This is a genomic window from Arsenicicoccus sp. UBA7492 (assembly GCF_002479615.1).
GTDB classification, from domain to species: domain Bacteria; phylum Actinomycetota; class Actinomycetes; order Actinomycetales; family Dermatophilaceae; genus Arsenicicoccus; species Arsenicicoccus bolidensis.
This window is the reverse complement of sequence record NZ_DLOE01000028.1, coordinates 12,267-38,140: the sequence shown is the minus strand read 5'-3', so window position 1 is coordinate 38,140 and position 25,874 is coordinate 12,267. Positions and strand designations below refer to the sequence as shown.

General features: G+C 70.7%; 20 protein-coding genes. 7 read left to right on the top strand and 13 right to left on the bottom strand.

Translation table 11 applies throughout. The features are described from left to right. Positions 1-31: 31 nt before the first annotated feature. Both B4E97_RS07910 and B4E97_RS07905 read left to right on the top strand, forming a co-directional pair. Positions 32-904, top strand: coding sequence for a RecB family exonuclease (locus B4E97_RS07910; protein WP_286959412.1), 873 nt, complete (start codon positions 32-34; stop codon positions 902-904). 15 nt (positions 905-919) lie between these two features. Then, on the top strand, positions 920-1,744 hold the full coding sequence (locus tag B4E97_RS07905; RefSeq protein ID WP_286959410.1) for a hypothetical protein: 825 nt from the start codon (positions 920-922) through the stop codon (positions 1,742-1,744). Here B4E97_RS07905 and B4E97_RS07900 read toward each other — a convergent pair. Beyond that, positions 1,719-2,528 carry an alpha/beta fold hydrolase gene (locus B4E97_RS07900; RefSeq protein ID WP_029212368.1) on the bottom strand — a complete coding sequence of 270 codons (810 nt, stop codon included), beginning with the start codon at positions 2,526-2,528 and terminating at the stop codon, positions 1,719-1,721. The genes B4E97_RS07905 and B4E97_RS07900 overlap by 26 nt on opposite strands. A gap of 233 nt (positions 2,529-2,761) precedes the next feature. On the opposite strand from B4E97_RS07900, the gene B4E97_RS07895 reads away from it, so the two are divergent. Further along, positions 2,762-4,072, top strand: a complete 1,311-nt coding sequence (locus B4E97_RS07895) for a peptide synthetase (protein ID WP_286959407.1) — start codon at positions 2,762-2,764, stop codon at positions 4,070-4,072. 974 nt (positions 4,073-5,046) lie between these two features. Here B4E97_RS07895 and B4E97_RS07890 read toward each other — a convergent pair. Both B4E97_RS07890 and metH read right to left on the bottom strand, forming a co-directional pair. Beyond that, complete coding sequence (locus tag B4E97_RS07890) at positions 5,047-5,709, bottom strand: HAD family hydrolase (protein ID WP_286959405.1); 663 nt, start codon at positions 5,707-5,709, stop codon at positions 5,047-5,049. A 94-nt stretch (positions 5,710-5,803) separates the two neighbouring features. Continuing rightward, positions 5,804-9,367 (bottom strand): methionine synthase, encoded by a 3,564-nt coding sequence (gene metH / locus B4E97_RS07885; RefSeq protein ID WP_286959403.1) that lies wholly within the window; start codon positions 9,365-9,367, stop codon positions 5,804-5,806. Positions 9,368-9,528: 161 nt separating this feature from the next. Here metH and B4E97_RS07880 point away from each other — a divergent pair, with 161 nt between their 5' ends. Beyond that, positions 9,529-10,443 (top strand): PAC2 family protein, encoded by a 915-nt coding sequence (locus tag B4E97_RS07880; RefSeq protein ID WP_286959401.1) that lies wholly within the window; start codon positions 9,529-9,531, stop codon positions 10,441-10,443. Positions 10,444-10,784: 341 nt separating this feature from the next. Here the strand turns inward: B4E97_RS07880 and B4E97_RS07875 are convergent, their stop codons facing one another. From B4E97_RS07875 to B4E97_RS07855, 5 genes are all read right to left on the bottom strand, one after another. Then, positions 10,785-11,246: a DUF2087 domain-containing protein gene (locus B4E97_RS07875; protein WP_286959399.1), complete on the bottom strand. Its 462-nt coding sequence runs from the start codon at positions 11,244-11,246 to the stop codon at positions 10,785-10,787. A 204-nt stretch (positions 11,247-11,450) separates the two neighbouring features. Further along, entirely contained in the window at positions 11,451-12,710 is a 1,260-nt protein-coding gene (gene mshC, locus B4E97_RS07870) for a cysteine--1-D-myo-inosityl 2-amino-2-deoxy-alpha-D-glucopyranoside ligase (protein WP_286959398.1), read from the bottom strand. Between the two features lie 113 nt (positions 12,711-12,823). Continuing rightward, positions 12,824-13,687 carry an SCO1664 family protein gene (locus B4E97_RS07865; RefSeq protein ID WP_286959396.1) on the bottom strand — a complete coding sequence of 288 codons (864 nt, stop codon included), beginning with the start codon at positions 13,685-13,687 and terminating at the stop codon, positions 12,824-12,826. 1 nt (position 13,688) lies between these two features. Next, positions 13,689-14,246 carry a DUF3090 domain-containing protein gene (locus B4E97_RS07860; protein WP_286959394.1) on the bottom strand — a complete coding sequence of 186 codons (558 nt, stop codon included), beginning with the start codon at positions 14,244-14,246 and terminating at the stop codon, positions 13,689-13,691. A 9-nt stretch (positions 14,247-14,255) separates the two neighbouring features. Next, positions 14,256-14,984, bottom strand: a complete 729-nt coding sequence (locus B4E97_RS07855; protein ID WP_286959393.1) for an MSMEG_4193 family putative phosphomutase — start codon at positions 14,982-14,984, stop codon at positions 14,256-14,258. A gap of 139 nt (positions 14,985-15,123) precedes the next feature. Here B4E97_RS07855 and corA point away from each other — a divergent pair, with 139 nt between their 5' ends. Continuing rightward, positions 15,124-16,128: a magnesium/cobalt transporter CorA gene (corA, locus tag B4E97_RS07850; RefSeq protein WP_239263865.1), complete on the top strand. Its 1,005-nt coding sequence runs from the start codon at positions 15,124-15,126 to the stop codon at positions 16,126-16,128. A gap of 643 nt (positions 16,129-16,771) precedes the next feature. Here the strand turns inward: corA and B4E97_RS07845 are convergent. The 3 genes from B4E97_RS07845 to B4E97_RS07835 all read right to left on the bottom strand — a co-directional run bounded on the left by B4E97_RS07845 (position 16,772) and on the right by B4E97_RS07835 (position 18,599). Continuing rightward, on the bottom strand, positions 16,772-17,143 hold the full coding sequence (locus B4E97_RS07845) for a hypothetical protein (RefSeq protein ID WP_286959392.1): 372 nt from the start codon (positions 17,141-17,143) through the stop codon (positions 16,772-16,774). Between the two features lie 78 nt (positions 17,144-17,221). Next, entirely contained in the window at positions 17,222-18,079 is an 858-nt protein-coding gene (locus B4E97_RS07840) for an undecaprenyl-diphosphate phosphatase (protein ID WP_029212870.1), read from the bottom strand. A gap of 187 nt (positions 18,080-18,266) precedes the next feature. After that, positions 18,267-18,599 carry a primosomal protein gene (locus B4E97_RS07835; RefSeq protein ID WP_286959391.1) on the bottom strand — a complete coding sequence of 111 codons (333 nt, stop codon included), beginning with the start codon at positions 18,597-18,599 and terminating at the stop codon, positions 18,267-18,269. A gap of 125 nt (positions 18,600-18,724) precedes the next feature. On the opposite strand from B4E97_RS07835, the gene B4E97_RS07830 reads away from it, so the two are divergent. Then, positions 18,725-18,910 (top strand): DUF5703 family protein, encoded by a 186-nt coding sequence (locus B4E97_RS07830; protein WP_019284879.1) that lies wholly within the window; start codon positions 18,725-18,727, stop codon positions 18,908-18,910. A 70-nt stretch (positions 18,911-18,980) separates the two neighbouring features. Here B4E97_RS07830 and B4E97_RS07825 read toward each other — a convergent pair whose 3' ends face one another. Together B4E97_RS07825 and B4E97_RS07820 are read right to left on the bottom strand one after the other, a co-directional pair. Then, a complete protein-coding gene (locus tag B4E97_RS07825) occupies positions 18,981-20,324 on the bottom strand; it encodes a M20/M25/M40 family metallo-hydrolase (protein WP_286959390.1) in 1,344 nt (447 codons plus the stop codon). A 92-nt stretch (positions 20,325-20,416) separates the two neighbouring features. After that, complete coding sequence (locus B4E97_RS07820; protein ID WP_239263844.1) at positions 20,417-20,602, bottom strand: hypothetical protein; 186 nt, start codon at positions 20,600-20,602, stop codon at positions 20,417-20,419. A 322-nt stretch (positions 20,603-20,924) separates the two neighbouring features. Here B4E97_RS07820 and B4E97_RS07815 point away from each other — a divergent pair, with 322 nt between their 5' ends. Then, positions 20,925-25,751, top strand: coding sequence for a DEAD/DEAH box helicase (locus tag B4E97_RS07815; RefSeq protein WP_286959386.1), 4,827 nt, complete (start codon positions 20,925-20,927; stop codon positions 25,749-25,751). Positions 25,752-25,874: the final 123 nt, after the last annotated feature.

Below are 25,874 nucleotides of genomic sequence, written 5' to 3'. Positions count from 1 at the left end.
TATGTCGGTGCGACGTCCTATCGTCGGTCCCATGGTTGCCGCCCTGTCCCCGAGCCGAGCCGCCGACTTCATGCAGTGCCCGCTCCTCTACCGCTTCCGCGTCATCGACCGGCTGCCCGAGCCGCCGTCCTCCGCGGCGGCCCGAGGCACGCTGGTCCACTCCGTGCTGGAGCGGTTGTTCGACGTGCCGGCGCCCGAGCGCACGCTGGAGCACGCGGCCTCCCTCGTGGGTCCGCAGTGGGAGGCGCTGCTGGCCGAGCGGCCGGAGCTGGCCGAGCTGATCGGCGACGGCGAGGAGGCGACCGAGCTCACGGCCTGGCTGACCTCGGCGACCTCGCTGGTCGAGCGGTGGTTCGGGCTGGAGGACCCGACCGACCTCGAGCCCGCCGAGCGCGAGCTCTACCTCGAGTGCGACCTCGACGGGCTCCTGCTGAGGGGGTATGTCGACCGCCTGGACGTCGCGCCTAACGGCATGATGCGCGTGGTCGACTACAAGACCGGGCGCTCCCCCTCGGTGCTCTTCGAGGGCAAGGCGCTCTTCCAGATGAAGTTCTACGCGCTCGTCCTGTGGCGGCTGCGCGGCGTGGTGCCGTCGATGCTGCAGCTGGTCTACCTCGGCAACGCCGAGATCGTGCGCTACCAGCCCGACGAGGCGGACCTGCGGGCCACCGAGCGCAAGCTCAAGGCGCTCTGGCAGGCCATCGTCCGCGCCGCCGAGACCGGCGACTGGCGTCCCAACAAGTCGCGGCTGTGCGACTGGTGCGCGCACCGCGACATCTGCCCCGCGTGGGGCGGCACTCCCCCGCCCATCCCGGAGGGCGCGGTCGCCCGCGCGCTGGACCCGGCCGCCTCGGCCCCGGTCGACCACGACGTCGAGGACGAGGACGACCCGCTCGAGGCCTGACATGATCGAGGCGCCATGACTGCCGCCCTCACGATCGCCGCCTGCGCTGCCGCGTGTGCCTTCGTCGTCGACGGGGCTGCTCAGGTGCTGCCGCAGGTGCTGCCGCGGGCGGGCGCCACGCCGGAGCGGGTGTCCCTGCTATGGCTGCTGCTGGCGTTCGTCGTCACGACGGTGCTGACGCGGGCGGCCACGCGCTACATCCGGCACCGGGCCGACCGGGCCCCCGCGGGTGCTCGGCCCAGCGGACCGATCCGCGACATCCTCATCAACGGCGTGCACATCCACCACCAGGTGTGGGGGATCCTGCTGATCCTGCTCGTCGGCCTGCTCCAGGTGGCCTACCGACCGTCCGGGGCGTGGGCCGACGTGGCCGCCGCGGCGTTCGGGGTCGGGGCGGCGCTGACGCTGGACCAGTTCGCGCTGTGGCTGCACCTCGAGGACGTCTACTGGTCGCCCCAGGGCCGCACCTCCGTGACGGCCCTCATCACCACGGCGATCATCGCCCTGGCCCTCCTGCTCGGCACCGACCCGCTGGGTCTGGCCTCCACCCCGCGCGGGTCGGGGGCCGTGCGCTGGGCCGTGACGGGGGTCCTCGTCGTCAACGTCGTCGCCGCGGTGGTCTGCCTGCTCAAGGGCAAGCCGTGGCTCGCGGTCGTGGGGATGTTCGTGCCGGGGATCGCCTGGGTCGGGGCGGTGCGTCTCGCGCGACCGCGATCGCGCTGGGCCCGACGCTATGAGCCGGGCAGCCCGCGTGACCTGCTCGCCGAGGAGCGGGAGCGCCGGCACGAGGCGCGGTGGAACTCCGTGGTCGACTTCATCGGCGGGCCTCCCTCGCGGTGACGCCGGCGGCGCGCTGCCGGGTGAGGAAGCGCTCCAGCACGTGCGGCCACCCCGACAGCTCGTCGGGGTCCCGGGCCAGGTGCAGCTCGCTCAGCGGCAGGAGGTCGTGCAGGGCGCGGGCCGTGCTGAGCGGGTGCGAGGGGTCTCCGGGCCAGGCCAGCAGCAGGGTCGGGACCGACAACGCACGCAGCCGGTCCGGGTCGGGCAGGTCGGTCTGCGACGCGCCGCGAAACACCGACGGCAGCAGCTCCTCGCGCACGTCGGGCACCGGCACCTCCTGGTCCGCGACCGCGGGCGGGCGGGCGGCGACCCGCCCCACCCGGATGAACGCCTGCACACCGCGACGCTCCACCAGCTCCGCGCTGTCGAGGTAGGCCTCCGACTGGGCCGCCCGCGTCTCCCACGCCGTCGGCGGCACGGTCAGCGTCAGGCTGCGGAACCGGCCGGGGTCCCGGACCGCGGCGTGCAGCAGCGTCCCGGTCCCCATCGACGGCCCGACGCCGTGCACCGCCTCGCCCGGGGCCAGCCGGTCGAGCACGGCGAGCAGGTCGTCGGCGAGCGTCTCCCACCCGTAGTCCCCAGGCTCCGGCCGACCCGTGGACGCGCCGTGCCCTCTCGCGTCGTAGCGGATGACCGTGTGCTCGTGCAGGTGACGGGTGAGGTCCAGGCCGGCGTCGGCGTTGGCGCGGCGGCTGGACGTCAGGCCGTGCAGCTGCACCACGAACGGGCCGTTGCCGTGGACCTCCACGTCGAGGCTGGCTCCGTCGACGTCGATCGTGCTCATGACCACTCCTCGGTGCCGAGGCGGTCACCCGCGCGGACCGGGGGTGACGCCCCGGCGCGACTCACGTGAGTCGCCATCATAGCCAGGGCGGTTCACGGCCATCCCTCACCGTGGACCCGCCTTGACCTGCGCGTATGGCGCGGCGACAGTGGGGCTCCGACATCCGTCCTGGTCACCGACGCCCGGGTCGTCCGCCGGGCCGCAGGCCCCGCCGTACCCGCAGGAGGCCGCCCGTGCGCCTGACCAACGCCGACCAGGTCGACCTGCCCGAGGGGCGGCTGCGCAGCCTCGAGCTCCCGCTGCACCGTGCTCCCGGTGAGCTGCCGGTGTCCTTCGACCAGGGTATGCACTTGCGCGCCGGGGCACGACCCGGCTCGTGGATGGCCGCGGCGCTGCGCGTCCCCGGCGGCGTACGACCGGACGAGCTCGCCGCCTCCTGGCGCGCCGTCGTGGAGCGGCACGGCACGCTGCGCTCGGCCTTCGCCGAGACCGACGAGGGCCTGCGGCTGCACCCCCTCGAGCTCGCCCTCGCCGACGAGCCGGCGCGCTGGGTCGAGCACCCGACCGACCCGGAGCTCCCGGCCCCGACCCGGACCGCCCTGCGCACCCTGTTCGACGCCGCCTGCTCCCCGCTCGAGTCCCCCTCGCACCGGCTGGCGCTGCTGGAGCCGACCCACGGCAACGACCCGGTCGTCGTGATCGCCGCCGACCACGCCCACGTCGACGCCTGGTCCCTTCCCCTGCTCGTGCGCGACCTGCTCTCCTGCCTCGACGACCACCGCGCCGGCCGGGTGCCCGCCTCGCGGCTGCCCCGGGTCGGGTCCTTCGCCGAGCACACGGCCGAGCTGGCCGCGCAGCCGCCGGCGCCCGAGCACGTGCTGCGCCGGTGGCACGAGATCCTCGGCGCGGGCGGCGGCGCGATGCCGACCTTCCCGCTGCCGCTCGGTGACGTGTCCGCGCCCCGGCCCGAGGTGGTCTCGACCCACGACCTGCTCGACCCCCGCGGCCTCGCCCGGCTCGAGGCACGGGCCAGCCTCGAAGGGGTCGGGCCGCTCGCCATGGCCGTCTCGGTGATGACGCGGGCCTCGGCCTCCCTGGCCGGCGCGCCGCTGCGAGCCGTCCTTCCCGTGCACAGCCGCCACCAGTCGCGCTGGCGCCAATCGGTCGGCTGGTTCATCACCAACGCGGTCCTGGAGTCGGCGGACCCGACGCCCCAGGCGTGCGGCGCTGCGGTGCGCGAGGCGGTGGGCCTCGGGTCGCACGCGCTCGCCCCGATCATGGCGCCGTATGACGGGATGCCTGTCACCCCAGGCATGTTCGCGGTGTCGTGGCTCGACCACCGCCGGCTCCCGGTCGCGCTCGACCCCGCCTGGCGGGCGCAGCACGTGTCGGCGGTCGCGCCGACCCAGGGCGTGCAGGTGTGGTTCGTCGCCGACGGGTCCGGCCTGCACGTGCGCCTGCGATCCCCCGCGACGCCGCAGGCCCAGGCCTCCGTCGGCGCCTGGGTGGACGCGGTCGTCGAGGGTCTGCGCTCCCTGGTCTGACCCGCCCTGCACTCCTCGGGCCTTGGCGCGCTCGCAGCCCACGAAAGCGCGATTCGAGGCGCCCTCACCGGCCGTTCGCGCGCTGGGAGCTCACGAAAGTCTGATGCGAGGCGTCCTCACCGGCCGTTCGTGCGCTCGCAGCTCACAAACGCCGCGTCCGCGCCGGCCGCACGTGTCAAAGGTGCGTGCGGGGTGCAGGTATGTCGCACCTGGGTCCCCCACACGTGCCAAAGGTGCGTGCGGGCCGCAGATCCCACCCGTCGGCGCAGCCTCGGACCCTGCTCTCGTCGGGCCCTTCGTGCGCTCGCAGCTCACGAAAGCGCGATTCGGGGCGCCCTCACCGGCCGTTCGTGCGCTCGCAGCTCACGAAAGCGCGATTCGGGGCGCCCTCACCGGCCGTTCGTGCGCTCGCAGCTCACAAACGCCGCGTCCACGCCGGCCGCACGTGTCAAAGGTGCGTGCGGGACGCAGGAATGTCGCACCCGGGACCGCCGCACGTGCCAAAGGTGCGTGCGGGAAGCAGGTATGTCGCACCCGGGACGCCGCACGTGCCAAAGGTGCGTGCGGGAAGCAGGTATGTCGCACCTGGGTCCCCCACACGTGCCAAAGGTGCGTTCCGGACGCAGATCCCACCCGTCGGCGCAGCCTCGGACCCTGCGCTCGGCCGTCCGCGCGCTGGGAGCTCACGAAAGCGTGATCCGAGGAGCCCTCACCGGCCGTTCGCGCGCTGGGAGCTCACGAAGGCGTGATCCGAGGAGCCCTCACCGGCCGTTCGTGCGCTGGGAGCTCACGAAGGCGTGATCCGAGGAGCCCTCACCGGCCGTTCGTGCGCTGGGAGCACAGGAAAGCGCGATCCGAGGCGTCCGCGCCGGCCGTTCGTGGGCTCGCAGCTCAGGAAAGCGCGATTCGGGGCGCCCTCACCGGCCGTTGGTGCGCTTGGAGCTCATGAACGCCGCGCGCGAGCCTCGCCGGTGTCAGGCGAACAGCCGCCACAGGTCGGGGATCGACGCGCCGGTCATGGTGGGGACGATACGCAGGCCTTCCTGCTCGGCGATGTCCACCATGTGCGGGATGCCGACGGTGGGCACGCCGGCGGCCAGCGCGGATGCCAGCCCCGTGTTGGAGTCCTCGACCGCGAGGCAGTCCCCCGGCGCCACGCCGAGCAGGCTCGCCGCGGTGAGGTACGGCTCGGGGTGCGGCTTGCCCTGCTTGACAACGTCCCCGGTCACGACCGCGTCGAAGGTCCCCGCGGGCAGCGCCTGGACCATGACGTCGGCGAAGGCGGCATACGACATCGTGACCAGGGCACACGGCACCCCGAGCTCACGGGTCGAGGCGAGCAGCGCCTGGGCGCCGGGCCGCCACGGGATGTGCTCGCGGAACCGCCGGATGACGCCGGCGAGGAGGGTCTGCACGACCTCCTCGCGCGGCATCGTCACGGGCGTGTGCTCGCGGATGTAGTCCGCCGACCACAGCAGCGCCTGCCCGACGAGCTGGTGCGCGTGCTCGTCGGACCACTGCCCGCCGAAGGACTCGACGAGGGCGTACTCCTCGGCGATCCAGTAGGGCTCGGAGTCCACCAGGGTGCCGTCCATGTCCCACAGGACGGCGGCGGGCAGCGCGGCGCGCTCGGTCATCGGGCTCCTCGGGTTCGTCGGCGTGCGCGGTCTGCGCGGTCTTCGCGGGCCGCCGGGATGCGACGGCCCGGGTAGACAGCTTCGGTGCGGTCGGTCATGCCTTGAAGTAGCTCGCCTCGGGGTGGTGCGCGACGAGGGCGTCCGTGGACTGCTCGGGGTGCAGCTGGAGCTCCTCGGACAGCGTCACGCCGATCCGCTCGGGCTCGAGCAGCGCCACCAGGGTCGCGCGGTCCTCGAGCTCCGGGCAGGCCGGGTAGCCGAAGGAGTAGCGCTCGCCGGTGTACTTCTGGCGCAGGATGTCGCCGAGCGCGTCGGCGTCGCCGTCGGCCAGGCCGAGCTCGGCGCGGACGCGGGCGTGCCAGTACTCCGCGAGGGCCTCGGTGAGCTGCACGGACAGGCCGTGGAGCTCGAGGTAGTCGCGGTAGGCGTTGTCCGCGAACAGCTCCGCCGTCGCCAGCGCCACGCGGTCCCCCATCGTCACCAGCTGGAAGGTGATGACGTCGGGCTGCCCGTCGGCCTCGACGGCCTCCTTGGACCGCCAGAAGTCGGCCAGGCACAGGCGCCGGTCGCGTCCCTGCCGGGGGAAGGTGAAGCGGGCGCGCTCGCCGCCGAGCTCGATCGTGCCGTCGGGGCGCTCGGTGTGCTCGAGCACGACGACGTCGTTGCCCTCGCTGTAGCACGGGAAGTACCCGTAGACCACGGCGGGCTGCACGAGGTCCTGGGTCTTGATGCGGTCCAGCCACATGCGCAGCCGCGGCCGGCCCTCGCGCTCGACGAGCTCCTCGTAGGAGGGGCCGTCGTCGGCGCGGGACGGCTTGAGCCCCCACTGCCCGAGGAAGGTCGCCCGCTCGTCGAGGTAGCCCGCGATGTCGCTGGTCGCGATGCCCTTGACGACGCGCGTGCCCCAGAACGGCGGGGTCGGGATCCGGTGGTCCGTGGTGACGTCGGACCGTCGGGTGTCGATCTCGACGGGCTCGGTCGGTTCCGTATGCCGGGCCGCGACCCGACGCTGGCGCAGCGGGGGCAGCGCGTCGGTCAGCTGCACGGCGGGGTCGGCCTTGGCCTTGGCCACCGCGTCCATGAGCCGCAGCCCCTCGAACGCGTCCCGCGCGTAGCGCACGTGCCCGTCATACAGCTCGGCGAGGTCCTGCTCGACGTAGGCCCGGGTCAGGGCCGCGCCCCCGAGCAGGACCGGCCAGCGGTCCGCGAGGGAGCGGGAGTTCAGCTCGAGCAGGTTGTCCTTCATGATCACGGTGGACTTCACGAGCAGGCCGGACATGCCGATGGCGTCGACCGCGTGCTCCTCGGCCTTGTCGATGATCTCGTTGACCGGCACCTTGATGCCGATATTGACGACCTCGAAGCCGTTGTTGGACAAGATGATGTCGACGAGGTTCTTGCCGATGTCGTGGACGTCGCCCTTGACGGTGGCGAGCAGGACCTTGGCCTTGGCCTCGCGCTTGGCACCGCCCGCGGCGGCCTCGATGTGCGGCTCGAGGTGCGCGACGGCGGCCTTCATCGTCTCGGCCGACTGCAGCACGAACGGCAGCTGCATCTTGCCGGAGCCGAAGAGCTCGCCGACGGTCTTCATGCCCGCGAGGAGCATGTCGTTGATGATCGCCAGGGGGTCGTGCCCGGAGTCCATCGCCAGGTCGAGGTCGGCCTCGAGGCCGTTGCGCTCGCCGTCGATGATGCGCTGGGCGAGGCGCTCCTCGAGCGGCAGGGACGCCAGGGCGTTGGCGCGCTCCTCCTTGAGCGAGGTCGAGTCGACCCCCTCGAAGAGCTCGAGCATCCGGGACAGCGGGTCGTAGGTGCACTCCGACTCCCCCGGCTCGCCGGCCCACTCGCGCCGGTCGTGCACGAGGTCCATGGCGACCTTGAGCTGGTCCTCGGGGATCCGCGAGATCGGGACGATCTTGGCGGAGTTGACGATCGCGCTGCTCAGCCCGGCCTTGACGCACTCGTCGAGGAAGACCGAGTTGAGGACCTGGCGGGCAGCGGGCTTGAGGCCGAAGGACACGTTGGAGACGCCGAGGGTGGTCTGCACGCCCGGGTAGCGGGTGGTGAGCTCGCGGATCGCCTCGATCGTCTCGATGCCGTCGCGGCGCGTCTCCTCCTGACCGGTGGCGATCGGGAAGGTCAGGCAGTCCACGACGATGTCCTCGACGTGCATGCCGTGCTCGCCCGTCAGCGCCTCGATCAGGCGCGACCCGACGGCGACCTTGTGCTCGCGGGTGCGGGCCTGACCCTGCTCGTCGATGGTCAGGGCCACGACGGCGGCGCCGTGCTCGGCCACGAGCCGCATCATCTTGGCGTAGCGCGAGTCGGGCCCGTCGCCGTCCTCGAAGTTGACCGAGTTGATGACCGCGCGGCCACCGAGGCGCTCGAGCCCGGCCTGGATGACGGCGGGCTCGGTCGAGTCCAGCACCAGCGGCAGGGTGCTCGCGGTGGCGAACCGGGCCACGACCTCGGACATGTCCGCGGCGCCGTCGCGGCCGACGTAGTCGACGCAGACGTCCAGCAGGTGGGCGCCGTCGCGGGTCTGGGCGCGGGCGATCTCGACGCAGTCGTCCCACTTCTCGGCCAGCATCGCCTCGCGGAAGGCCTTGGAGCCGTTGGCGTTGGTGCGCTCGCCGATGGACAGGAAGGACGCGTCCTGGCGGAACGGGACGGGGGCGTAGAGCGAGGCGACGCCGGGCTCGGGGGTCGGGTTGCGCTCGCCGATCGGCTGGCCGCCGACCGCCTCGACGACGGCGCGCAGGTGCTCGGGGGTCGTGCCGCAGCAGCCACCGACCAGGGCGACGCCGTAGTCCTGGGTGAAGGTGCGGTGGGCGGCGGCCAGCTCGTCCGGCTGCAGCGGGTAGGTGGCGCCGTCCTTGCCCAGCTGCGGCAGACCGGCGTTGGGCATGCAGGTCACCGGGATGCGCGACTGCTGCGACAGGACCCGCAGGTGCTCGCTCATCTCGGCGGGGCCGGTCGCGCAGTTGAGCCCGATCGCGTCGATGCCGAGCGCCTCGAGGGCGGTCAGCGCCGCGCCGATCTCGGAGCCGAGCAGCATCGTGCCCGTCGTCTCGACCGTGACCTGCACGATGACGGGCAGCGTCTCGCCGGCCGCCGTCAGCGCGCGCTTGGCGCCCACCACCGCGGCCTTGGCCTGCAGCAGGTCCTGCACGGTCTCGACCAGCAGCGCGTCGGCGCCGCCGTCGATGAGGCCGCGGGCGTTCTCGGCATACGCGTCCCGCAGGGTGGCGTAGTCGATGTGCCCGAGGGAGGGCAGCTTGGTGCCGGGGCCCATCGAGCCGATGACATAGCGGGGCTTGTCCGGCGTCGACCAGTGGTCGGCGGACTGGCGGGCGATCTCGGCGCCCGCGCGGGCCAGCTCGTAGATGCGGTCGACGATGTCGTACTCGCCGAGGTTGGCGTGGTTGGCGCCGAAGGTGTTGGTCTCGACGAGGTCCGAGCCGGCCTCGAAGTAGGCGTCGTGCACCGAGCGGACGACGTCGGGGCGGGTCACGTTGAGGATCTCGTTGCAGCCCTCGTGTCCCTGGAAGTCGTCCATGCTCGGGTCGGCCGCCTGGAGCATCGTGCCCATGGCGCCGTCGGCGACCAGGACTCGTCGGGTCAGTGCGGTGCGGAGCTCGTCCGAGCGTGCGCTCACGGGTGGGCCTGCCTTTGCAGTCGGGGACCTGCCGAAGTCTAGGCTGGGTCGAAGCCCTGGCGTGGACGCGTCCGGGGTACGTCAGTCCAGCCGTCAGTCCAGCCGTCAGTCCAGCCGTCAGTCCAGCCGTCAGTCCAGCCGTCAGCCCACGAGGAGTGCGCGTGATCCAGTTCGACGACCTTCCACCCCTGCGTCGACCGGTCATGATCGCCGCCTTCGAGGGGTGGAACGACGCCGGCGAGGCCGCCACCGACCTCGTGTCCCACCTGTCCGAGGCCTGGGACGCCGAGCCCGTCGCGGCGATCGACCCGGAGGAGTACTACGACTTCCAGGTGACCCGCCCGCGCGTCGTCAGCCAGGGCGGCGAGCGGCTCGTGACCTGGCCGACCACGCGGATCCTGCACGCGACGCTGCACGGCGAGGACCGCGACGTGCTCCTCGTGGAGGGCATCGAGCCGTCCGTGCGGTGGCGCGCGTTCACCGAGGAGCTGCTGGACCTGGCCGAGCAGGCGGGCGTGGAGCTGCTGATCACGCTCGGCGCCTACCTCGCGCCCATCCCCCACACCCGCCCGATCGGCACCGACGTCTCGTCCGAGAGCTCCGAGCTCGCGCACCGCTTCGACATCGTGCCGTCGAGCTACGAGGGCCCGACCGGGATCGTCGGGGTGATCGCGCTGGCGGCCGAGCAGATCGGTATGCCGGCGGTCAGCGCGTGGGCCGCGATCCCGCACTACGCCGGGTCGGCGCCCTCCCCCAAGGCCTCGCTGGCGCTGCTCGGACGCCTCGAGGAGCTGCTGGACATCACGATCCCGCGGGGCGACTTCCCCGAGGACGCGGTGGCCTGGCAGCACGGCGTCGACGAGCTGGCGTCGGGCGACGAGGACGTCGCGGAGTACATCTCGTCCCTCGAGGAGGCGCAGGACACGGCCGAGCTGCCGGAGGCGAGCGGCGAGGCGATCGCGCGCGAGTTCGAGAAGTTCCTGCGCCGCCGCGACTCCGACGGCCCCGGTCCTGGCCCTGGCCCCGGCCCCGGTCCTGGCCCCGGCGGCCCGCCCGGCAAGGACCTCGGCCACTGACCCACCCCCGGTAAAGGCATCGACCGGCCTTCGTTCGCCAGGCTGATGCATCCGCCCCCGGTAAAGACATCGACCCGCCTTCGTTCGCCAGGCTGATGCATCCGCCCCCGGTAAAGACATCGACCGGCCTTCGTTCGCCAGGCTGATGCATCCGCCCCCGGTAAAGGCATCGACCGGCCTTCGTTCACCCCGCTCGCGCGCCCTGCTGGCGCCATTGGTCACCAATGAACGGATCGCACCGTTTTGGAACGATCCAAAACGTCACTGGTGACCAATGGCGCTGGGTGAGCGTGGCCGTATGCCGGAGGCGGCCCCCGTCATGGCGGGCCCGGCGCCTGGGCCTACCCGCCGTGGGTGCCCAGGCTGCGCAGGAACGCCGCCTCGTCCACCGGGATCTCCTGCGCCTCGGTTGCGTCGCGCTCGGGCACGGTCGTCGTGACCCGATAGATCCCCGAGTCCCGGTGCAGGTAGCGGTAGTTCACCAGCTCGCGCCGCAGCCAGGCGTGGTCCTCGTGCGCCGCGCCGAGGATCGCGGTGACCTCGCTCTCGGCATACGACCGCCCGATCTCGAACCGGCTGAGCAGGTGCAGCAGCACGGCCACCCGCCGGCGCCTCTTGACGGGGATCGACACGATCTGCTCCCCGTCGACGAACGGCCGCACCAGCCGGGCGATCTCGTCGACGGCGCGGGTCACCTCCGGGGGCGGGAGGGCGAGCACGGCCGCCCGCGCCGCGGTGTAGGTCTCACCGGTGCGCTCCATGCGCGCGCGGATGACGGTCTTGAGGTCTGCGTCCTGGGTCATCGTGGGTCCTCGACGCTGCGCGTGCCCCCAGCCCACGAGCGCAGCGGGGTCGCCGACGATGTGGTGGATGCTCGCCCGAGGATCTGCTCCCCTTGGCCCGGTGCTGCACGGGCTGGGGACCGATGCGCGGGCTGGGCGTCGGGCGACGCCGCTGGGGCCCAGCCTGCCCAACCCGTATGCCGACCGTCAACCCGCTGTGCGGGGTCAGCGCACGTCGACGCCGAGCAGCGCGTCGAGCGCAGCCGCGACCTCGCCACCGGCTCCCGCATCCGTCCCGCTCGCGGCGGCCCAGGCGTCGACGGCCCGCAGCGCGGCCGGGGTGTCGAGATCCTGGCACAGGGCGGCGCGGACCTGGGCGACGACCTCGCCCGCAGCCGGAGCACCCGCTCGCGCCACGGCGGCGCGCCAGCGGTCGAGGCGGTCCTGGGCGCGGGCCAGCAGGTCGTCGGTCCAGTCCCAGTCGGTGCGGTAGTGCTGGTCGAGCAGCACGAGCCGCACGGCCATCGGGTCGACGCCGCTCTCGCGGAGCCGGGACACGAGCACGAGGTTGCCCTTGGACTTGCTCATCTTGGCGCCGTCGAGACCGACCATCGCCTGGTGGAGGTAGGCCGTGGCGAACTCGGGCTCCCCCGTCAGCCCGACGGCCTGCACCGCGGACATCTCGTGGTGGGGAAAGATCAGGTCGGTGCCGCCGCCCTGCACGTCGAAGCGCATGCCGAGGGTGTCGAGGGCGATCGTCGTGCACTCGATGTGCCATCCCGGGCGGCCGCAGCCGAGGATGCCTCCGGCCCAGGCGGGCTCGCCGCGCCGCTCCGCGCGCCACAGCAGCGGGTCGAGGGGGTCGCGCTTGCCGGCCCGGTCGGGGTCGCCGCCGCGGTCGGCATACACGTCCAGCATCTGCTCGCGGGTCCACCCCGACACCTCGCCGAAGGTCGGCTGCTGCGCGAGGTCCAGGTAGTAGTCCTGGGCACCCTCAGCCACCAGGTCGTGCTCGTCGTCCGGCACCGGCACGGGATAGGCGGCGCCCGCCCGCACGAGCTGGGCCACCTGGTCGGCGATCGCCTCGACCGACTCGACGACGCCGACGTAGTGGTCCGGCGGGAGCACCCGCAGCGCGGTCATGTCGTCGCGAAAGAGCTGGATCTCCTTGGTGGCCAAGGCAGTCCAGTCGACGCCGTCGCGGGCGGCGCGCTCGAGCAGCGGGTCGTCGACGTCGGTGATGTTCTGCGTGTAGCGCACCTCGTGACCGGCCTGGCGCAGCGCGCGACCGAGCAGGTCGAAGGTCACGTAGGTCGCCGCGTGCCCCATGTGGGTCGCGTCGTAGGGCGTGATGCCGCAGCAGTAGATGCGGGCCGTCGGGCCGGGTGACAGCTCGACGACCTCGCCGCGCGCGGTGTCGTGGATGCGCACGGGCAGCGGGCTGCCGGGGACGGACGGGACGGCGGGGGCGGGCCAGGACTTCACGCGCAGAGCCTAGCGGCGGTCACGGACAACCCCCGTCCACGTCCAGGACCTACCCCCGGCGGGATCATCAGCCTGGGGAACGAAGCGCGGCTGATGCCTCTACCCGCGGCGGGTCAGAGCGGGGGCCAGGGGATCGGGTAGTGGCCGGGGTCCGGCTCCGGATAGGTCCCGGCGGCCAGCAGCGCCGACACGCGCGCCGCCAGGGCCTCGATCTCGTCCGAGCTCAGCAGTCCCAGCAGCCCGCGCACCAGTGCGGACCCGGGGTCGCCGAGCAGCGACTCCAGCAGCGCCAGGCGCGCGACCTCCGCCGCGGGCAGCGGGTCCCCGACCCACCCCCACAGCACGGTCCGCAGCTTGGGCTCGGCGTGCAGGGTGATCCCGTGGTCGATCCCCCACTCGCGGCCGGTCGGGTCGACCAGGACGTGGGAGCCCTTGCGGTCGGCGTTGTTGACCACGCAGTCGTATGCCGCGAACCGGGCCGCCGCCTCCGTGTCGCGGTGGACGACGACCACCTGCTCGCCGGTGGGGGTCTCCCCCGTGAACACGGGGATCACGCCTTCCTCGATCGCGTCGGGCGCCACCAGGTCGACCATCGGAGCGGCGGCCTCGTCGTGATCGATCCACAGCTGCACCGACCCCGGACCGAGCGGCCCCTCGCGCAGGACGGTGGGCGGCACGACGGCATACCCGCCCTCGTGCGACACCAGGAACGCCGCCGTCTCGCGCTGCGCCAGCGTCGCGGGCGGGAAGTCGTGCAGCGGCCGTTCGCCGCGCGTCGGCTTGTAGATCACGCGGACGGGCTCGCCGCCGCCCAGGACCCCGAGGAACACGCCGTTCGACGCCTCCACGAGCTGCCCGACCAGGCGCAGCTCCTCCCCCGCCAGCCGGCCGAGCATCGCTTCGACAGCAGGCCGGTCCGTGGGGTCGACCAGCGGGTTCGGCACGATCAGCTCGGCGGGGACGTCGTCGGGACTCACGTCACCGCTTGTAGCCGTTGGCGCGCGGACAGATGTGCCCCTCGGGGTCGAGCGGCTCGCCGCAGAAGGGGCACGGCGCGCGCCCCGCCGCCACCAGCGCCAGCGAGCGCCGGGCGAAGGCTCGTGCCTCCGCCGGCGTCAGGACGACGCGCACGACCTGCGGGTCCGTCGGCACGGCGCCCTCGAGACCCAGCGCGGCCACGTCCTCGGGGTCGGGCTGCTCCTCCAGGTCGCCGTCGGAGCAGTCGATGATCACGACGTCGCGGCGGTCGTCATACGCGAGCCCGATGCTCTGCACGCGGAACTCGTCCTCGATGGGGGTGCCCAGCGGTTCGTTGTCGACCAGGCGCGCGGCGGCGGCGTCCGAGCCGGTGAGGGGGGCGTGCACGTCGAGCAGGTCGTTGCAGCGGTCGGCGAGGACCTCGACCTGCTGCTTCTCCAGGGACATGCTCGTGAGCCGCCCGCTCCCCGCGGCCTGGAGGAAGAACGTGCGCTGCCCGGGCGGCCCGACGGTCCCGGAGACGAACCTCTCGGGCGGGTCGAAGATCTGCTGCGGCATGTCCTGACCCTAAGCCGTTCCGCCCCCCACGGCCGCGTCACCGCGCGGTGTCTCGTCCTTTGGCCGGGCGGGGGCCAGGCCCGAGAGGTCGTTGCCTCCGTCGTTGATCCGTATGACGAAAGGCCGCGGCTCCGTGTAGCGGATCACCGACAGTGACGCCGGCCCCACCACGAAGCGCTGGAAGAGGTCGAGGTGCGAGCCCGCGGCGTCGGCCAGGATCGCCTTGATCACGTCGCCGTGGCTGACGAGCAGCCACAGGGCGTCGGGGCCGTGCTCCGCCTCGACGAGCCGGTCCAGGTCGCGGACCGCCGCGACGGCGCGGTGCTGCAGGTCGGCGATCGACTCGCTCGCGTGGTCCGGCGACGCGGGGAAGCGCGCCCGCGACGGGTGGTCCTGCACCGTGCGCCACAGGTCTTCCTGGGCGAGCTCGGACAGCGGGCGCCCGGTCCAGGCGCCGTAGTGGCACTCCCCGATCGCGTCCACGGTCACCCGGCGCGCCTCGCCCCAGCCGGTGTCGTGCGCCTGCGCGGCGGCATACAGCTCGTCGGCGGTCTCCTGGCAGCGCTGCAGCGGGCTGACGGCCGCGAGCCGGACGGGCAGCCCGGCGATGCGGGTCGCGAGGTCGCGGGCCTGGGTCCGTCCCTGCTCGTCGAGCCCCACCCCCTCGGTCCACCCGGCGAGCAGGCCGGTCGCGTTGGCGTCGGTGCGTCCGTGGCGGACGAGCAGCAGCGTGGGCACCGCACCACTGTGCCACGCGCCCCCGCCCGCGCGCGCCGGTGGGTCGGGCCTGCTGCACGCCCCCGCCCGCGCGCGCCGGTGGGGCTCGTCGGACGTGGCGGGGTCGCGGCAGCCCCACCAGGACGTACGCTTGCTGGTTGTGATCGTCGACCAAGCTCTCTACCGCCACGGCCGCCGCATGCCCTGCGGGGATCTGAGCGAGGAGCTCGCCGCGCTGCGGGACCGCGCCGACGACGGATTCCTGTGGATCGGGCTCAAGGACCCGACCGACGAGGAGTTCGCCCTCGTCAACGACGAGCTCGGCCTGCACCCCCTCGCCGTCGAGGACGCCCTCACCGGCGAGCAGCGCGCCAAGCTCGACATCTACGACGACACGATCTTCATGGTGGTCAAGACGCTGCGCTACGTGGAGCGCACGAGCGACGTCGAGACCGGCGAGGTCATGCTCTTCGTCGGCGACAAGTTCGCCCTCACCGTCCGCAACGGCGACGCCAACCCCCTCGCCGGCGTCCGCGCCCGCCTCGAGCTCGCGCCCGACCAGCTCGCGCACGGCCCCGCGTCGGTCCTCTACTCCGTGCTCGACTCCATCGTCGACAACTACGTCCTGATCGATTCCGAGCTCGAGGACGACCTGGACCGCATCGAGCGCAACATCTTCGGCGGCACCAAGGGCGACTACGCGTCCGAGATCTATGAGCTCAAGCGCGAGGTGCTGGAGTTCAAGCGCGCCTCCGTCCCCCTCGCCGAGCCGGTCCGCCGCCTCGCCAAGGACCGCTCGGTTCCCGTGGTGCACAAGGCGGCTCGCCCGTTCTTCGCCGATGTCCTGGACCACCTGCTCAAGGTCAACGACCACGTCGAGTCCTACGACCGGCTGCTCACCGATGTGCTCAACGCGCACCTCGCGCAGATCGGCGTCAAGCAGAACGAGGACATGCGCAAGATCTCCGCGTGGGCCGCGATGGGCGTCCTCCCCACGATGATCGCCGGCATCTACGGCCAGAACTTCGAGTACATGCCCGAGCTCAAGGCCAGCGTCAATGTCGGCGGCAGCGAGTTCTACTACGGCTACTTCGTGGTCATGGCGCTCATGGCCGCCGGCGTCACCTTCCTCTACCGCCTGTTCAAACGCTCCGGCTGGCTCTGACCCACCCCCGCTCGCTGAGGTCCTCCACGCCCGACGTGCCAAACCTGCGGTCTGGCTGCACTTTTCGGCCGCTGGGGCCCCTCGCACGTGGCAAAGCTGCGGTCTGGCCGCACCTTCGCGCTCGGAGCGCGGAGCGTGCACGGTGCCGGGGCTGGTGGCGTGCGTTCCTCGCGCTCGGGGCGCGGACCGTGCCCGCACCTGGGCCCAGGCCGTATGCCGGAAGCCGGCCACCTCGTCGTGAGGTGACCGGCTTCCGGCATACGGCGCCCCTGTCTCGACCGAGGCCGCCGAAGAGCAGTCCCCGGCGCGGCGACGTCCAGCACCCGGATGGCCTGCCATCCCCCGTGGCAGGTTCCAGCGCCGGTGGCGTGCTGCAGAGCGCCACCACCGACACCCATCGCCACGCAGGCGACAACCCGCGACCGACGCGACAACCGCGCCTCCCCCAGCCCTCAAGTGGGCGCAAACGGGTCCCCCGCGCAGGCCGCAACACCCACCTTCGCCCTCTCGCGCGGCGTGACCAGCTTCCACGCAACGGCCGTCCGCTATCTCGCCCGGGGACCCAGAGCGGGTCGTCCGGGGCCGGACGAGGTGCCGGCCAGCCGCTCGGCCGTCGCCAGGAGTCCGGCCGGCCAGATCGGGCTCACTCGGCGTGCTCACGTTCCTCGCTGCTCGCCGGCCCCTCGGGCTCGGCGATGTCGGCCTCCGGTGCCTCGTCGGTCGTCACCAGGGCCAGCGTGCGCCCGGGGAGGGCGTGCTGGGTCCGCGCCGCAAACATGTCGAAGGCGTCCACTGCCGCGCGCCGCGTGTCGAACGACGCCCGGCTGCCCCAGGTCCGGCCGACGGGGCGGGGGAGGTAGAGGCGCAACCGCCACGCTTCCTCGTCGAAGGCGTCGGTCTCGGTGAAGACCTCCACCCGCTTGGGCTTGAGCTCGAGAGGGGATCGCGCAAGCTGTTCCTGCACCTCATCGGCAGCGACCACGATCCATTGCTGGTCCGCAGGGGGAAGCGACATGTCGACTCCTTTCGCTCTACCGACAGAGGAGCCACAGCCGTGCCACTCCAACGCGCCCTACGGGGTGAGGCTCGGCGATCAGGTGGCGGACATCCAGCCGGCCGCCAGGGCGACGAGCACGGCCGCGCCGACGAGCACGCGCCACGACACGAAGAACATCAGGCTGTTGTTCTTGACGAACTTCAGCAGCCACGCGATCGAGGCGTAGGCGACGATGAAGGACACGATCGTGCCGACCGCGAGCTGGCCGAGGCCGACGACGGAGGTGTTGACGTCCTTGAGCTCGTAGAGGCCGGCGCCGACGAGCGCGGGGATGGCCATGAAGAAGGAGAGCTCGGTGGCGGTGACGCGGTCGAGGCCGCGGAACAGGCCGGCGGTGATCGTGGTGCCGGAGCGCGACACGCCGGGGACCAGCGAGAAGCACTGCATGAGGCCGATGATCACGCCGTCCTTGACGGTGACGCGGCTGCCCTCGGGGCGGTCCTGGCCAGCGGCGACGAGCCGCGCGTGATAGCGCTCCCCCGCCCAGATCACGATGCTCCATAGGACCAGGGCGCCGGCGACGACCCACAGGCTGCGCAGCGGCCCCTTGATCAGGTCCTTGAAGAGCAGGGCGGCGACGACCACGGGGATCGAGCCGACGATGACGGCCCAGGCGAGCGAGTAGTTCTCGTGCTCACGGGCCTTCGGGTCGCGCAGGCCAGCGACCCAGGCGAGGAACATCGTCTTGATCTTGTCCCAGAAGTAGATGAGCGTCGCGAGGATCGCCCCGAGCTGGATGACGGCGGTGAACGACGTGATGGCCGGGTCGTCGATCGGGAGTCCGAGCATCTTCTCGGCGATGGTGAGGTGGCCGGTCGAGGAGACGGGGAGGTACTCGGTGACGCCCTCGACGATGCCGAGGATGATCGAGTCCAGATAGCTCAGGGCAGACACGTAGTTCGCTTTCGCAGTGGTGAGGTGGGGGCTGACGACGAGCCGCGCGATGGGCGCCGTCGACCATTGTGACGGGTCTCGGCTCCACGAACGCTGACAACGCCGAGATCCGGGTGGATCTCGGCGTCGTCAGGCGCGCGGGTGGCCGGTGCGGTGGTGGGCGACCGGCCGGTATGGCGAGAAGCCCTCAGCGGCGGGGGCGGCGATCGTCGCCGTCCTCCTCCTCGTCGTCCTCGTCATCGTCGTCGTCGTCCTCGTCGTCGTAGCCCTCGTCGTCGAGGCCGACGTAGGGGCCGTCCTCGTCGTCGTCATCGTCGTCGTCGGTGTAGATGCCGAGCGGCGTGACCTCGCCGAAGGCGTCGTCGAGGGCCTCGTCGTAGGCCTCGAACGCGTCGGCGAGCTCCTGGTAGGCGTTGACCACGGCGGGGTCGTCGTCGTCACGGCGCGAGGCCGCAGCCTCGAAGTGACGTTCGATCGCGGAGATGAAGGTGGCGAGGGCGGCGCGCGGCTCGGTGCTCATGGGAGAGACGTTACCCCGTCGGCACGGACGGGGGCCATGGCATCTGGGGGTTCATGGCATGGTGGTGCTGCGGGCCTGGTCGGAGCCAGGATCGGGCCTGATGGACGTGGAGGGAGCCGAGCCGTATGCCGGAGTACGAGTACCGCACCGTGACCTTCCGTCGGGACGCCAGCCGCGGCGAGATCCGGCAGGCGTTGACCGACGAGGCGGAGTACGGCCACTGGGAGCTGACCAAGATGTCGCTCTACTGGGGAGGCGTGCGACGGGCCGAGATCCGGCGGCGCGTCATCCGGGTGTCGCGCACCGCCTGAGCCGTATGCCGCGGCCCCCGCCCGTCGCGCGGGTCGCCGTGATCCGGGCGGGGGCTGCTCGGCATACGGCTCAGCAGGTGGCGAGCAGCCGCTGCAGCACGCGCGTCCCGAACTCCAGGGAGTCCACGGGGATCCGCTCGTCGATGCCGTGGAACATCCCCACGAAGTCCAGGTCGGCGGGCAGGCGCAGCGGGGCGAAGCCGTAGCCCGTGATCCCCAGCCGCGACAGCGCCTTGTTGTCGGTGCCGCCGGACAGGCAGTACGGGAGCAGCAGCGATCCGGGGTCCTCGGCCTGCAGGGCGTCCGCCATACGATCCACGAGGTCGCTGCCAAAGGGGGCCTCGAGCGCGGTGTCGCGGTGGTGGACCGAGACCTCGACCCGGTCGCCGGCGAGGGCCCGGACGGTGTCCATGAGCTCGTCCTCGTGGCCGGGCAGGAAGCGGCAGTCGAGGGTGGCGGAGGCGGTCTGCGGGATGACGTTGTGCTTGTAGCCGCTGTCGAGCATGGTGAAGCTGCTCGTGTCCTGCAGCGTGCCGAGCACGAATCCCCGTGCGCCGCCGATGTGCTCGAGGAGCTCGCTCGCGTCCTCGTCGGTGTAGCCCGTGCCCGTCACGGATGACAGCCCGTCGAGCAGCTCGCGGACGCTGGCGATGTAGGTGCGCGGCCACTTGTGGGCGTTGATGCGCTCGATCGCCTGGGCGAGGTGCACGATCGCGTTGTCGTCGTTAGGGACCGAGCCGTGGCCGGCGCGACCGTGGGCGGTCAGGCGCAGCCAAGCGATGCCCTTCTCGGCGGTCTGCAGGAGATAGGCGCGCACCTGCTCCCCCGTGTCCTTGCGCGGGATCGTGACGGAGTAGCCGCCGACCTCGCTGATCGCCTCGCTGGCGCCCTCGAACAGCTCGGGGTGGTGGTCGACCATCCAGCTCGACCCCTTGACGCCGCCGGCCTCCTCGTCGGCAAAGAAGGTGAAGACCACGTCGCGGGGCGGCTTGCTGCCGGTGCGGGCGAGGTGGCGCAGGTTGGCCAGGATCATGGCGTCCATGTCCTTCATGTCCACGGCGCCGCGTCCCCAGATGCAGCCGTCCTTGACCTCGGCGCTGAACGGGTCCACCGACCAGTCCCCCGCGTCGGCGGGCACGACATCGAGGTGGCCGTGCACGACCAGCGCGGGCCGCTCGCGGTCGCTGCCCTCGACGCGTACCGACACGTTGGCCCGCTTGTCCTCGGACTCGGCGTAGAAGGGGTCCAACCCCACCTCGGTGAGCTGCTCCATGACGTACTCGGCGCACGCCCGCTCCCCCGGCCCCGACCCGTCCCCATAGTTGGAGGAGTCGATCCGGATCAGGTCGCGACAGATGCGCTCGACCTCCTGCGTCGGGTCCGTCACGGTCGTCTGAGCGCTCGAGTCGGTCATGCCCCCGACCCTATCCCTTCCGTATGACGATCCCCCGGCCACCGCCACGACCAACGGCCTCAGGCCCGGTGCTCACCTCCGGTCAACGGTCTTCACTGGTCGGCCAGGAGCCAGAGCAGCGACTCGGCCCACCGCAGCAGGTCCTCCTCCTGTGTGGTGAGGAGACCCGCTTTGGACCGGGCGCGGGCGTCGCCGATCGGCCCGAGCTTGGCCTGGATGTCCTGCAGTTGTTGCGTCGCCTGTTCGCGCGTGAGTTCTTCGACGATCGCGTCTCCCATGACGGCCTCCCTCATTCTCGTCACTACGTCGTCCACGCTAGCCGCTACCACCGACAGACCCCGCGCCCTCGTCGCCTTCGATCCTCGCGACGAGGTCATCTCTCACCTCATCTCCCAGGACTAGACGGACGCGTAGACCCCGGTCGAGTGGATGACTTACACCGTGGCCGGAAATCCCCACCCGGGAGTGCGTGTCGATGGCGCCTGGACCCGCTGGTCAGCGGGAACTGGGCGTCACCTACATCGCGGGGGAGCAGACGGGACGGAGACGCGCCGGGCTTGATGGCTTGCTCATCGCGCATCGCCGGTGAGAATCAGGCCCATGTCGACGACGGTGTACGAAGTCCTGGACCAGCTGCGTGGCATGGCGACGTCCGAGCACGACAAGGGCAGCATGCTTGAGCGTCTGCTGCTGCAGTATCTGCGCACGGACCCGCTGTGGACCGAGCAGTTCGACGACGTGTGGCTTTGGCAGGACTGGCCCGGCCGTCAGGGGCGTCCGGACACGGGCATCGACCTCGTCGCCAAGGACGCCCTGACAGGTGGGATGGTCGCGATCCAGTCGAAGTTCTACGCCCCGGGAACGACTGTCTCGAAGCCGGATGTCGACACCTTCCTGTCCGCCTCGGGCGGGTCGGCATTCAAGCGCCGCATCATCGTCTCTACCACTGACAAGTGGAACTCCCACGCCCGCAGCACGATCGAGGACCAGGCCGTCCCGGTCACGGTGATCGGCCTGCCCGACCTCGAGGCCGCAGACCTCGACTGGGACTCCTTCACCTGGGACCGCCCTGACCAGCTACCCACCAAGTCCGACGACAAGCCGCTGCGCCCCTACCAGCGCGAGGCTATCGCCGCCGTCACCGAAGGGTTGCAGGCGCATGACCGCGGCAAGCTGATCATGGCCTGCGGCACCGGCAAGACCTTCACGAGCCTGCGCCTCGCCGAGCAGATCGCCGGGCCCGGCACGACGGTGCTGTTCCTCGTGCCGTCGATCAGCCTGCTCTCCCAGACGCTGCGCGAGTGGTCCGCTGCGGCAGAGGTCCCCCTGGCTCCGATCGCAGTGTGCTCCGACACCAAGGCCACCGCGAGGTCCGGCGCAACGAGCGAGGACATCCGTGCCTCCGACCTCGCACTGCCGTCGACGACGAACACCGACGAGCTCATCAACCGCATCCGCTCCGCGCAGGCCAAGACGGACCGGATGACGGTCGTCTTCTCGACCTACCAGTCCATCGACGTCATCCACCGTGCGCAGAAGGCCGGCGACCTCGCTCCGTTCGACCTCGTCATCTGCGACGAGGCCCACCGCACCACCGGCGCGAAAATCGCGGGCGCGGACGAGTCGCCCTTCATGCGCGTCCACGACGACACCTACCTCAAGGCCATCAAGCGGCTCTACATGACCGCAACGCCGCGAATCTTCGGCTCCGACGCCCGCAGCAAGGCCGACGACCACGCCGCCGTCATCGCCTCCATGGACGACGAGACCCTCTACGGGCCCGAGCTGTACCGCATCGGCTTCGGCAAGGCCGTCGAGCAGGGCTACCTCACCGACTACCGCGTGCTCATCCTCACCGTCGACGAGAAGTACGTCGCCTCGAACTTCCAGACCGAGCTCGCACAGGACGGCGAGATCCAGCTCGGCGACGCCGCCCGGATCATCGGCTGCTGGAACGGCCTGGCCAAGCACTTCGACACCACGACCGGCGAGTCGCTCACCCCCATGAAGCGGGCCGTCGCGTTCGCGCCCAACATCAAGACGAGCAAGGCCATCGCCACCGCCTTCCCCACCGTCGTCGACCAGCACATCGAGACCCTCGACGCGCCCGTCGGCACTGAGGACAACACGGAGGCCGAGGACGTCGCGGCGTCGATGGACCTGCGCGTGGAGTGCCGCCACGTCGACGGCACCTTCAACGCCCTCGCCCGCAACACCGCCCTGGACTGGCTCAAGGCAGAGCCCGAGCCGAACACCTGCCGCATCCTGACCAACGCCCGATGCCTGTCCGAGGGCATTGACGTGCCCGCCCTGGACGCCGTGATGTTCCTGTCCCCGCGCGGCAGCGAGGTCGACGTCGTCCAGTCCGTCGGCCGCGTCATGCGCACCGCAAAGGGCAAGGACTACGGCTACATCATCCTGCCCATCGCCATCCCCACCGGCATGTCCCCCGAGGCGGCGCTGTCGGACAACGCCAAGTACGCCGGCGTGTGGAAGGTCCTGCGGGCGCTGCGGTCTCACGACGACCGGTTCGAGGCGACGATCAACAAGCTCGACCTGAACCGCGACAAGCGCAACGACAAGATCGGCATCGGGCACATCGACGGCGACGGCAACCTGACGGGGGTCGACGACGCCACCGAGCAGGCGATGCTCGACCTCGACTTCGGCGGTTACCGCGATGCCATCTACGCCAAGATCGTCGAGAAGGTCGGCGAACGCCGCTATTGGGAGACCTGGGCCAAGGACGTCGCCGGCATCGCCCAGCAGCACATCACCCGCATCACCGCTCTCCTCGACAACCCGGCGTCGGGAGTGCAGCCGGAGTTCGACCGGTTCCTCACCGGCCTGCGCGGCAACCTCAACGACAACATCACCCGCGACGACGCCGTCGAGATGCTCGCCCAGCACCTCATCACCAGGCCCGTGTTCGACGCGCTTTTCGGCGGGTACGACTTCGCCGCCCACAACCCCGTCGCCCAGACCATGGAGCGCATGCTCGAGGCCCTTGACGAGCACTCCCTGGATACCGAGAACAGCAGCCTCGAAGGCTTCTACGCCTCCGTCCGCAGCCGCGTCGAGGGCATCGACAACGCCGAGGGCCGACAGAAGATCATGGTGGAGCTCTACGACAAGTTCTTCGCCACCGCGTTCAAGCGCACCGTCGACAAGCTCGGCATCGTCTACACCCCCACCGAGGTCGTCGACTTCATCCTCCGCTCGGCCGACGCCGTGCTGCGCAAGCACTTCGGCCAGGGCCTCACCGACGAGGGCGTCCACGTCCTCGACGGGTTCACCGGCACCGGCACGTTCGTCGCCCGCCTGCTCTCACTTGGCCTCATCGAACCGAAGGACCTCGTGCGCAAGTACCGGCACGAGCTGCATGCCAACGAGATCCTGCTGCTCGCGTACTACATCGCCGCCGTCAACATTGAGACCACCTTTCAGGACCAGAAGGCCGGCACCCTCGACGACCCCGGGGAGTACCAGCCCTTCCCCGGGCTCATCCTCACCGACACCTTTCAGTCCTGGGAGAACGACGACCGCCTCGACACCACCGTCTTCGTCCAGAACAACGAGCGGCTCGAGCACCTCAAGAAGCTCGACATCACCGTCCTTGTCGGAAATCCACCCTACTCAGTTGGGCAGAGGTCAGCCAACGATGCCAGCGCCAACGAAAAGTACCCGGACCTGGATGAAGCCATCAGGAATTCGTACGGGAGCGCTTCTGGCGTCAAACTTTTGAGAAATCTATACGATTCTTATGTTCGCGCTATCAAATGGGCATCGATGCGCATCGGGGAGCGCGGCGTCGTTGCCTATGTGACCAACGGTGGCTGGCTCGAGAACAATGCCTTTGCGCAAATGCGTCGATCCCTGTCGACAGAATTCAGCGACATCTACATCTACAATCTCAAGGGAAATATGCGAGCCACCGACTGGAAGAGAGAAGGTGGTCAAATTTTCGGAGCAGGCTCGCAGGCGACAGTTGCTATTACGATACTCATCAAGAGCCCAGGCAACGCGGGACCGGCCAAAATTCATTACAGCATGGTGGGAGACTATCTCACACGAGAGCAGAAGCTAACGACCGTCGCAAGAGCAATAGATATCACACACGTTCCAACCACAGCCGTCACGCCCAACCAGTACGGCGACTGGCTAGACCAGCGATCTGTGTCATTCGAAGCCTTCATCCCCCTCAAGGGCGGCATCTTCCAGGACTTCGCACCGGGGACGTCCACTAGCCGTGATCCGTGGGTCTACGCCTCCTCTCGCGAAAACCTGCGGGAGAGCGTTGAGCGAATGGTTTCCACGTTCAACAGACTTGTTGACGAGGGCCACCGGGACCGATCCGCGGAGCTGGACAAGCGGAAGATCAGTTGGAGCGACGGTCTCGAGAATGAATTGCGCCGTGGGCGCCACCTACCGCCAGATGATAAGCCTCCGAGGGTCGCCGTGTACCGTCCCTTCTTCAAGCAGTGGGTGTCAGCTAACCAGTCGCTGCATGAACGTCCGGGCGCAGTCAAATTCTTCCGCGAGGGCGTCGCCACTCAAGCACTGTACGTGTCAGGCCCCAGCGCGACGTCTGACAGCTCCATCCTTGTCGTCGACGCCATCCCGAACTTCCATACGCTAAGCACTGGCCAGTGCTTTCCTCGCTGGGTAAACGCCCCTGTCGCCCCTCAAGAGCTGGAGGGGCTGCTTGCGTTCGACGAGGTTGACGACGGAGGACGCGCTATCGACGGCCACGTGCGCGTTGACGCGATCACCGATGGCGCCCTGGCCCGCTTCCGCGCCGCCTATGGTCAACGATTGACCAAGGACGACATTTTCGATTACTGCTACGGGTTGCTCCACTCCCAGGACTACCGCGCCACGTACGCAGCTGACCTCAAGAAGGTGCTGCCGCGCATCCCGCTCGTCACCGACCCATGGCCGTACGTCGAGGCCGGCCGAGAGCTCGCGAAGCTGCACCTCGACTACGAGACCGTCGAGCCCTACCCGTTGGAGGGCCTCGACGCGCAGCCGTCCGGCGCGGTGGCGTGGGAGTTCTACCGCGTGGAGAAGATGGCCTTCGCCAAGCAGCGCGACCCCGAGACGAAGAAGCTCGTGGCCGACAAGTCGACCATCAAGTACAACGGTCACATCACCGTGTCCGGCATGCCCGAGGACGCCTACCGCTACATGCTCGGCTCCCGATCGGCCGTTGAGTGGATCATGGACCGCTACCAGGTAAAGACGGACAAAGCGTCGGGCATCGTCAACGACCCGAACGACTGGTCCCACGAGGTCGACGACCCCCGTTACATCCTCGACTTGCTCGCTCGGATCGTCACGGTGAGCGTCGAGACGATGAAGATTGTTGACGCCCTCCCACCCCTCGACATCCTCCCCACTGACGCGAGGAAAGGACCAGCATCGTGACCGCATGGGTAGTACGCGCAGGCGCGGGCGGCGAGAACGAGCAGTACGCTCGACACGGGCTGCGCCACGGTCGGCTGGGGCGTTCCAGACCTGAGCGGCTGCCGCTCGCGCGAGGACGTTCGT

Excerpts from the sequence above, each read along its gene's own strand:
- B4E97_RS07835 (WP_286959391.1), bottom strand. The coding sequence starts at position 18,599 with ATGAGCACCGAGCCGCGCGCCGCCCTCGCCACCTTCATCTCCGCGATC.
- B4E97_RS07860 (WP_286959394.1), bottom strand. The coding sequence starts at position 14,246 with ATGCCGCAGCAGATCTTCGACCCGCCCGAGAGGTTCGTCTCCGGGACC.
- B4E97_RS07905 (WP_286959410.1), top strand. The coding sequence starts at position 920 with ATGACTGCCGCCCTCACGATCGCCGCCTGCGCTGCCGCGTGTGCCTTC.
- B4E97_RS07910 (WP_286959412.1), top strand. The coding sequence starts at position 32 with ATGGTTGCCGCCCTGTCCCCGAGCCGAGCCGCCGACTTCATGCAGTGC.
- B4E97_RS07890 (WP_286959405.1), bottom strand. The coding sequence starts at position 5,709 with ATGACCGAGCGCGCCGCGCTGCCCGCCGCCGTCCTGTGGGACATGGAC.
- B4E97_RS07825 (WP_286959390.1), bottom strand. The coding sequence starts at position 20,324 with ATGACCGACTCGAGCGCTCAGACGACCGTGACGGACCCGACGCAGGAG.
- B4E97_RS07845 (WP_286959392.1), bottom strand. The coding sequence starts at position 17,143 with ATGTCGCTTCCCCCTGCGGACCAGCAATGGATCGTGGTCGCTGCCGAT.
- B4E97_RS07830 (WP_019284879.1), top strand. The coding sequence starts at position 18,725 with ATGCCGGAGTACGAGTACCGCACCGTGACCTTCCGTCGGGACGCCAGC.
- B4E97_RS07875 (WP_286959399.1), bottom strand. The coding sequence starts at position 11,246 with ATGACCCAGGACGCAGACCTCAAGACCGTCATCCGCGCGCGCATGGAG.
- B4E97_RS07820 (WP_239263844.1), bottom strand. The coding sequence starts at position 20,602 with ATGGGAGACGCGATCGTCGAAGAACTCACGCGCGAACAGGCGACGCAA.
- B4E97_RS07900 (WP_029212368.1), bottom strand. The coding sequence starts at position 2,528 with ATGAGCACGATCGACGTCGACGGAGCCAGCCTCGACGTGGAGGTCCAC.
- B4E97_RS07815 (WP_286959386.1), top strand. The coding sequence starts at position 20,925 with ATGTCGACGACGGTGTACGAAGTCCTGGACCAGCTGCGTGGCATGGCG.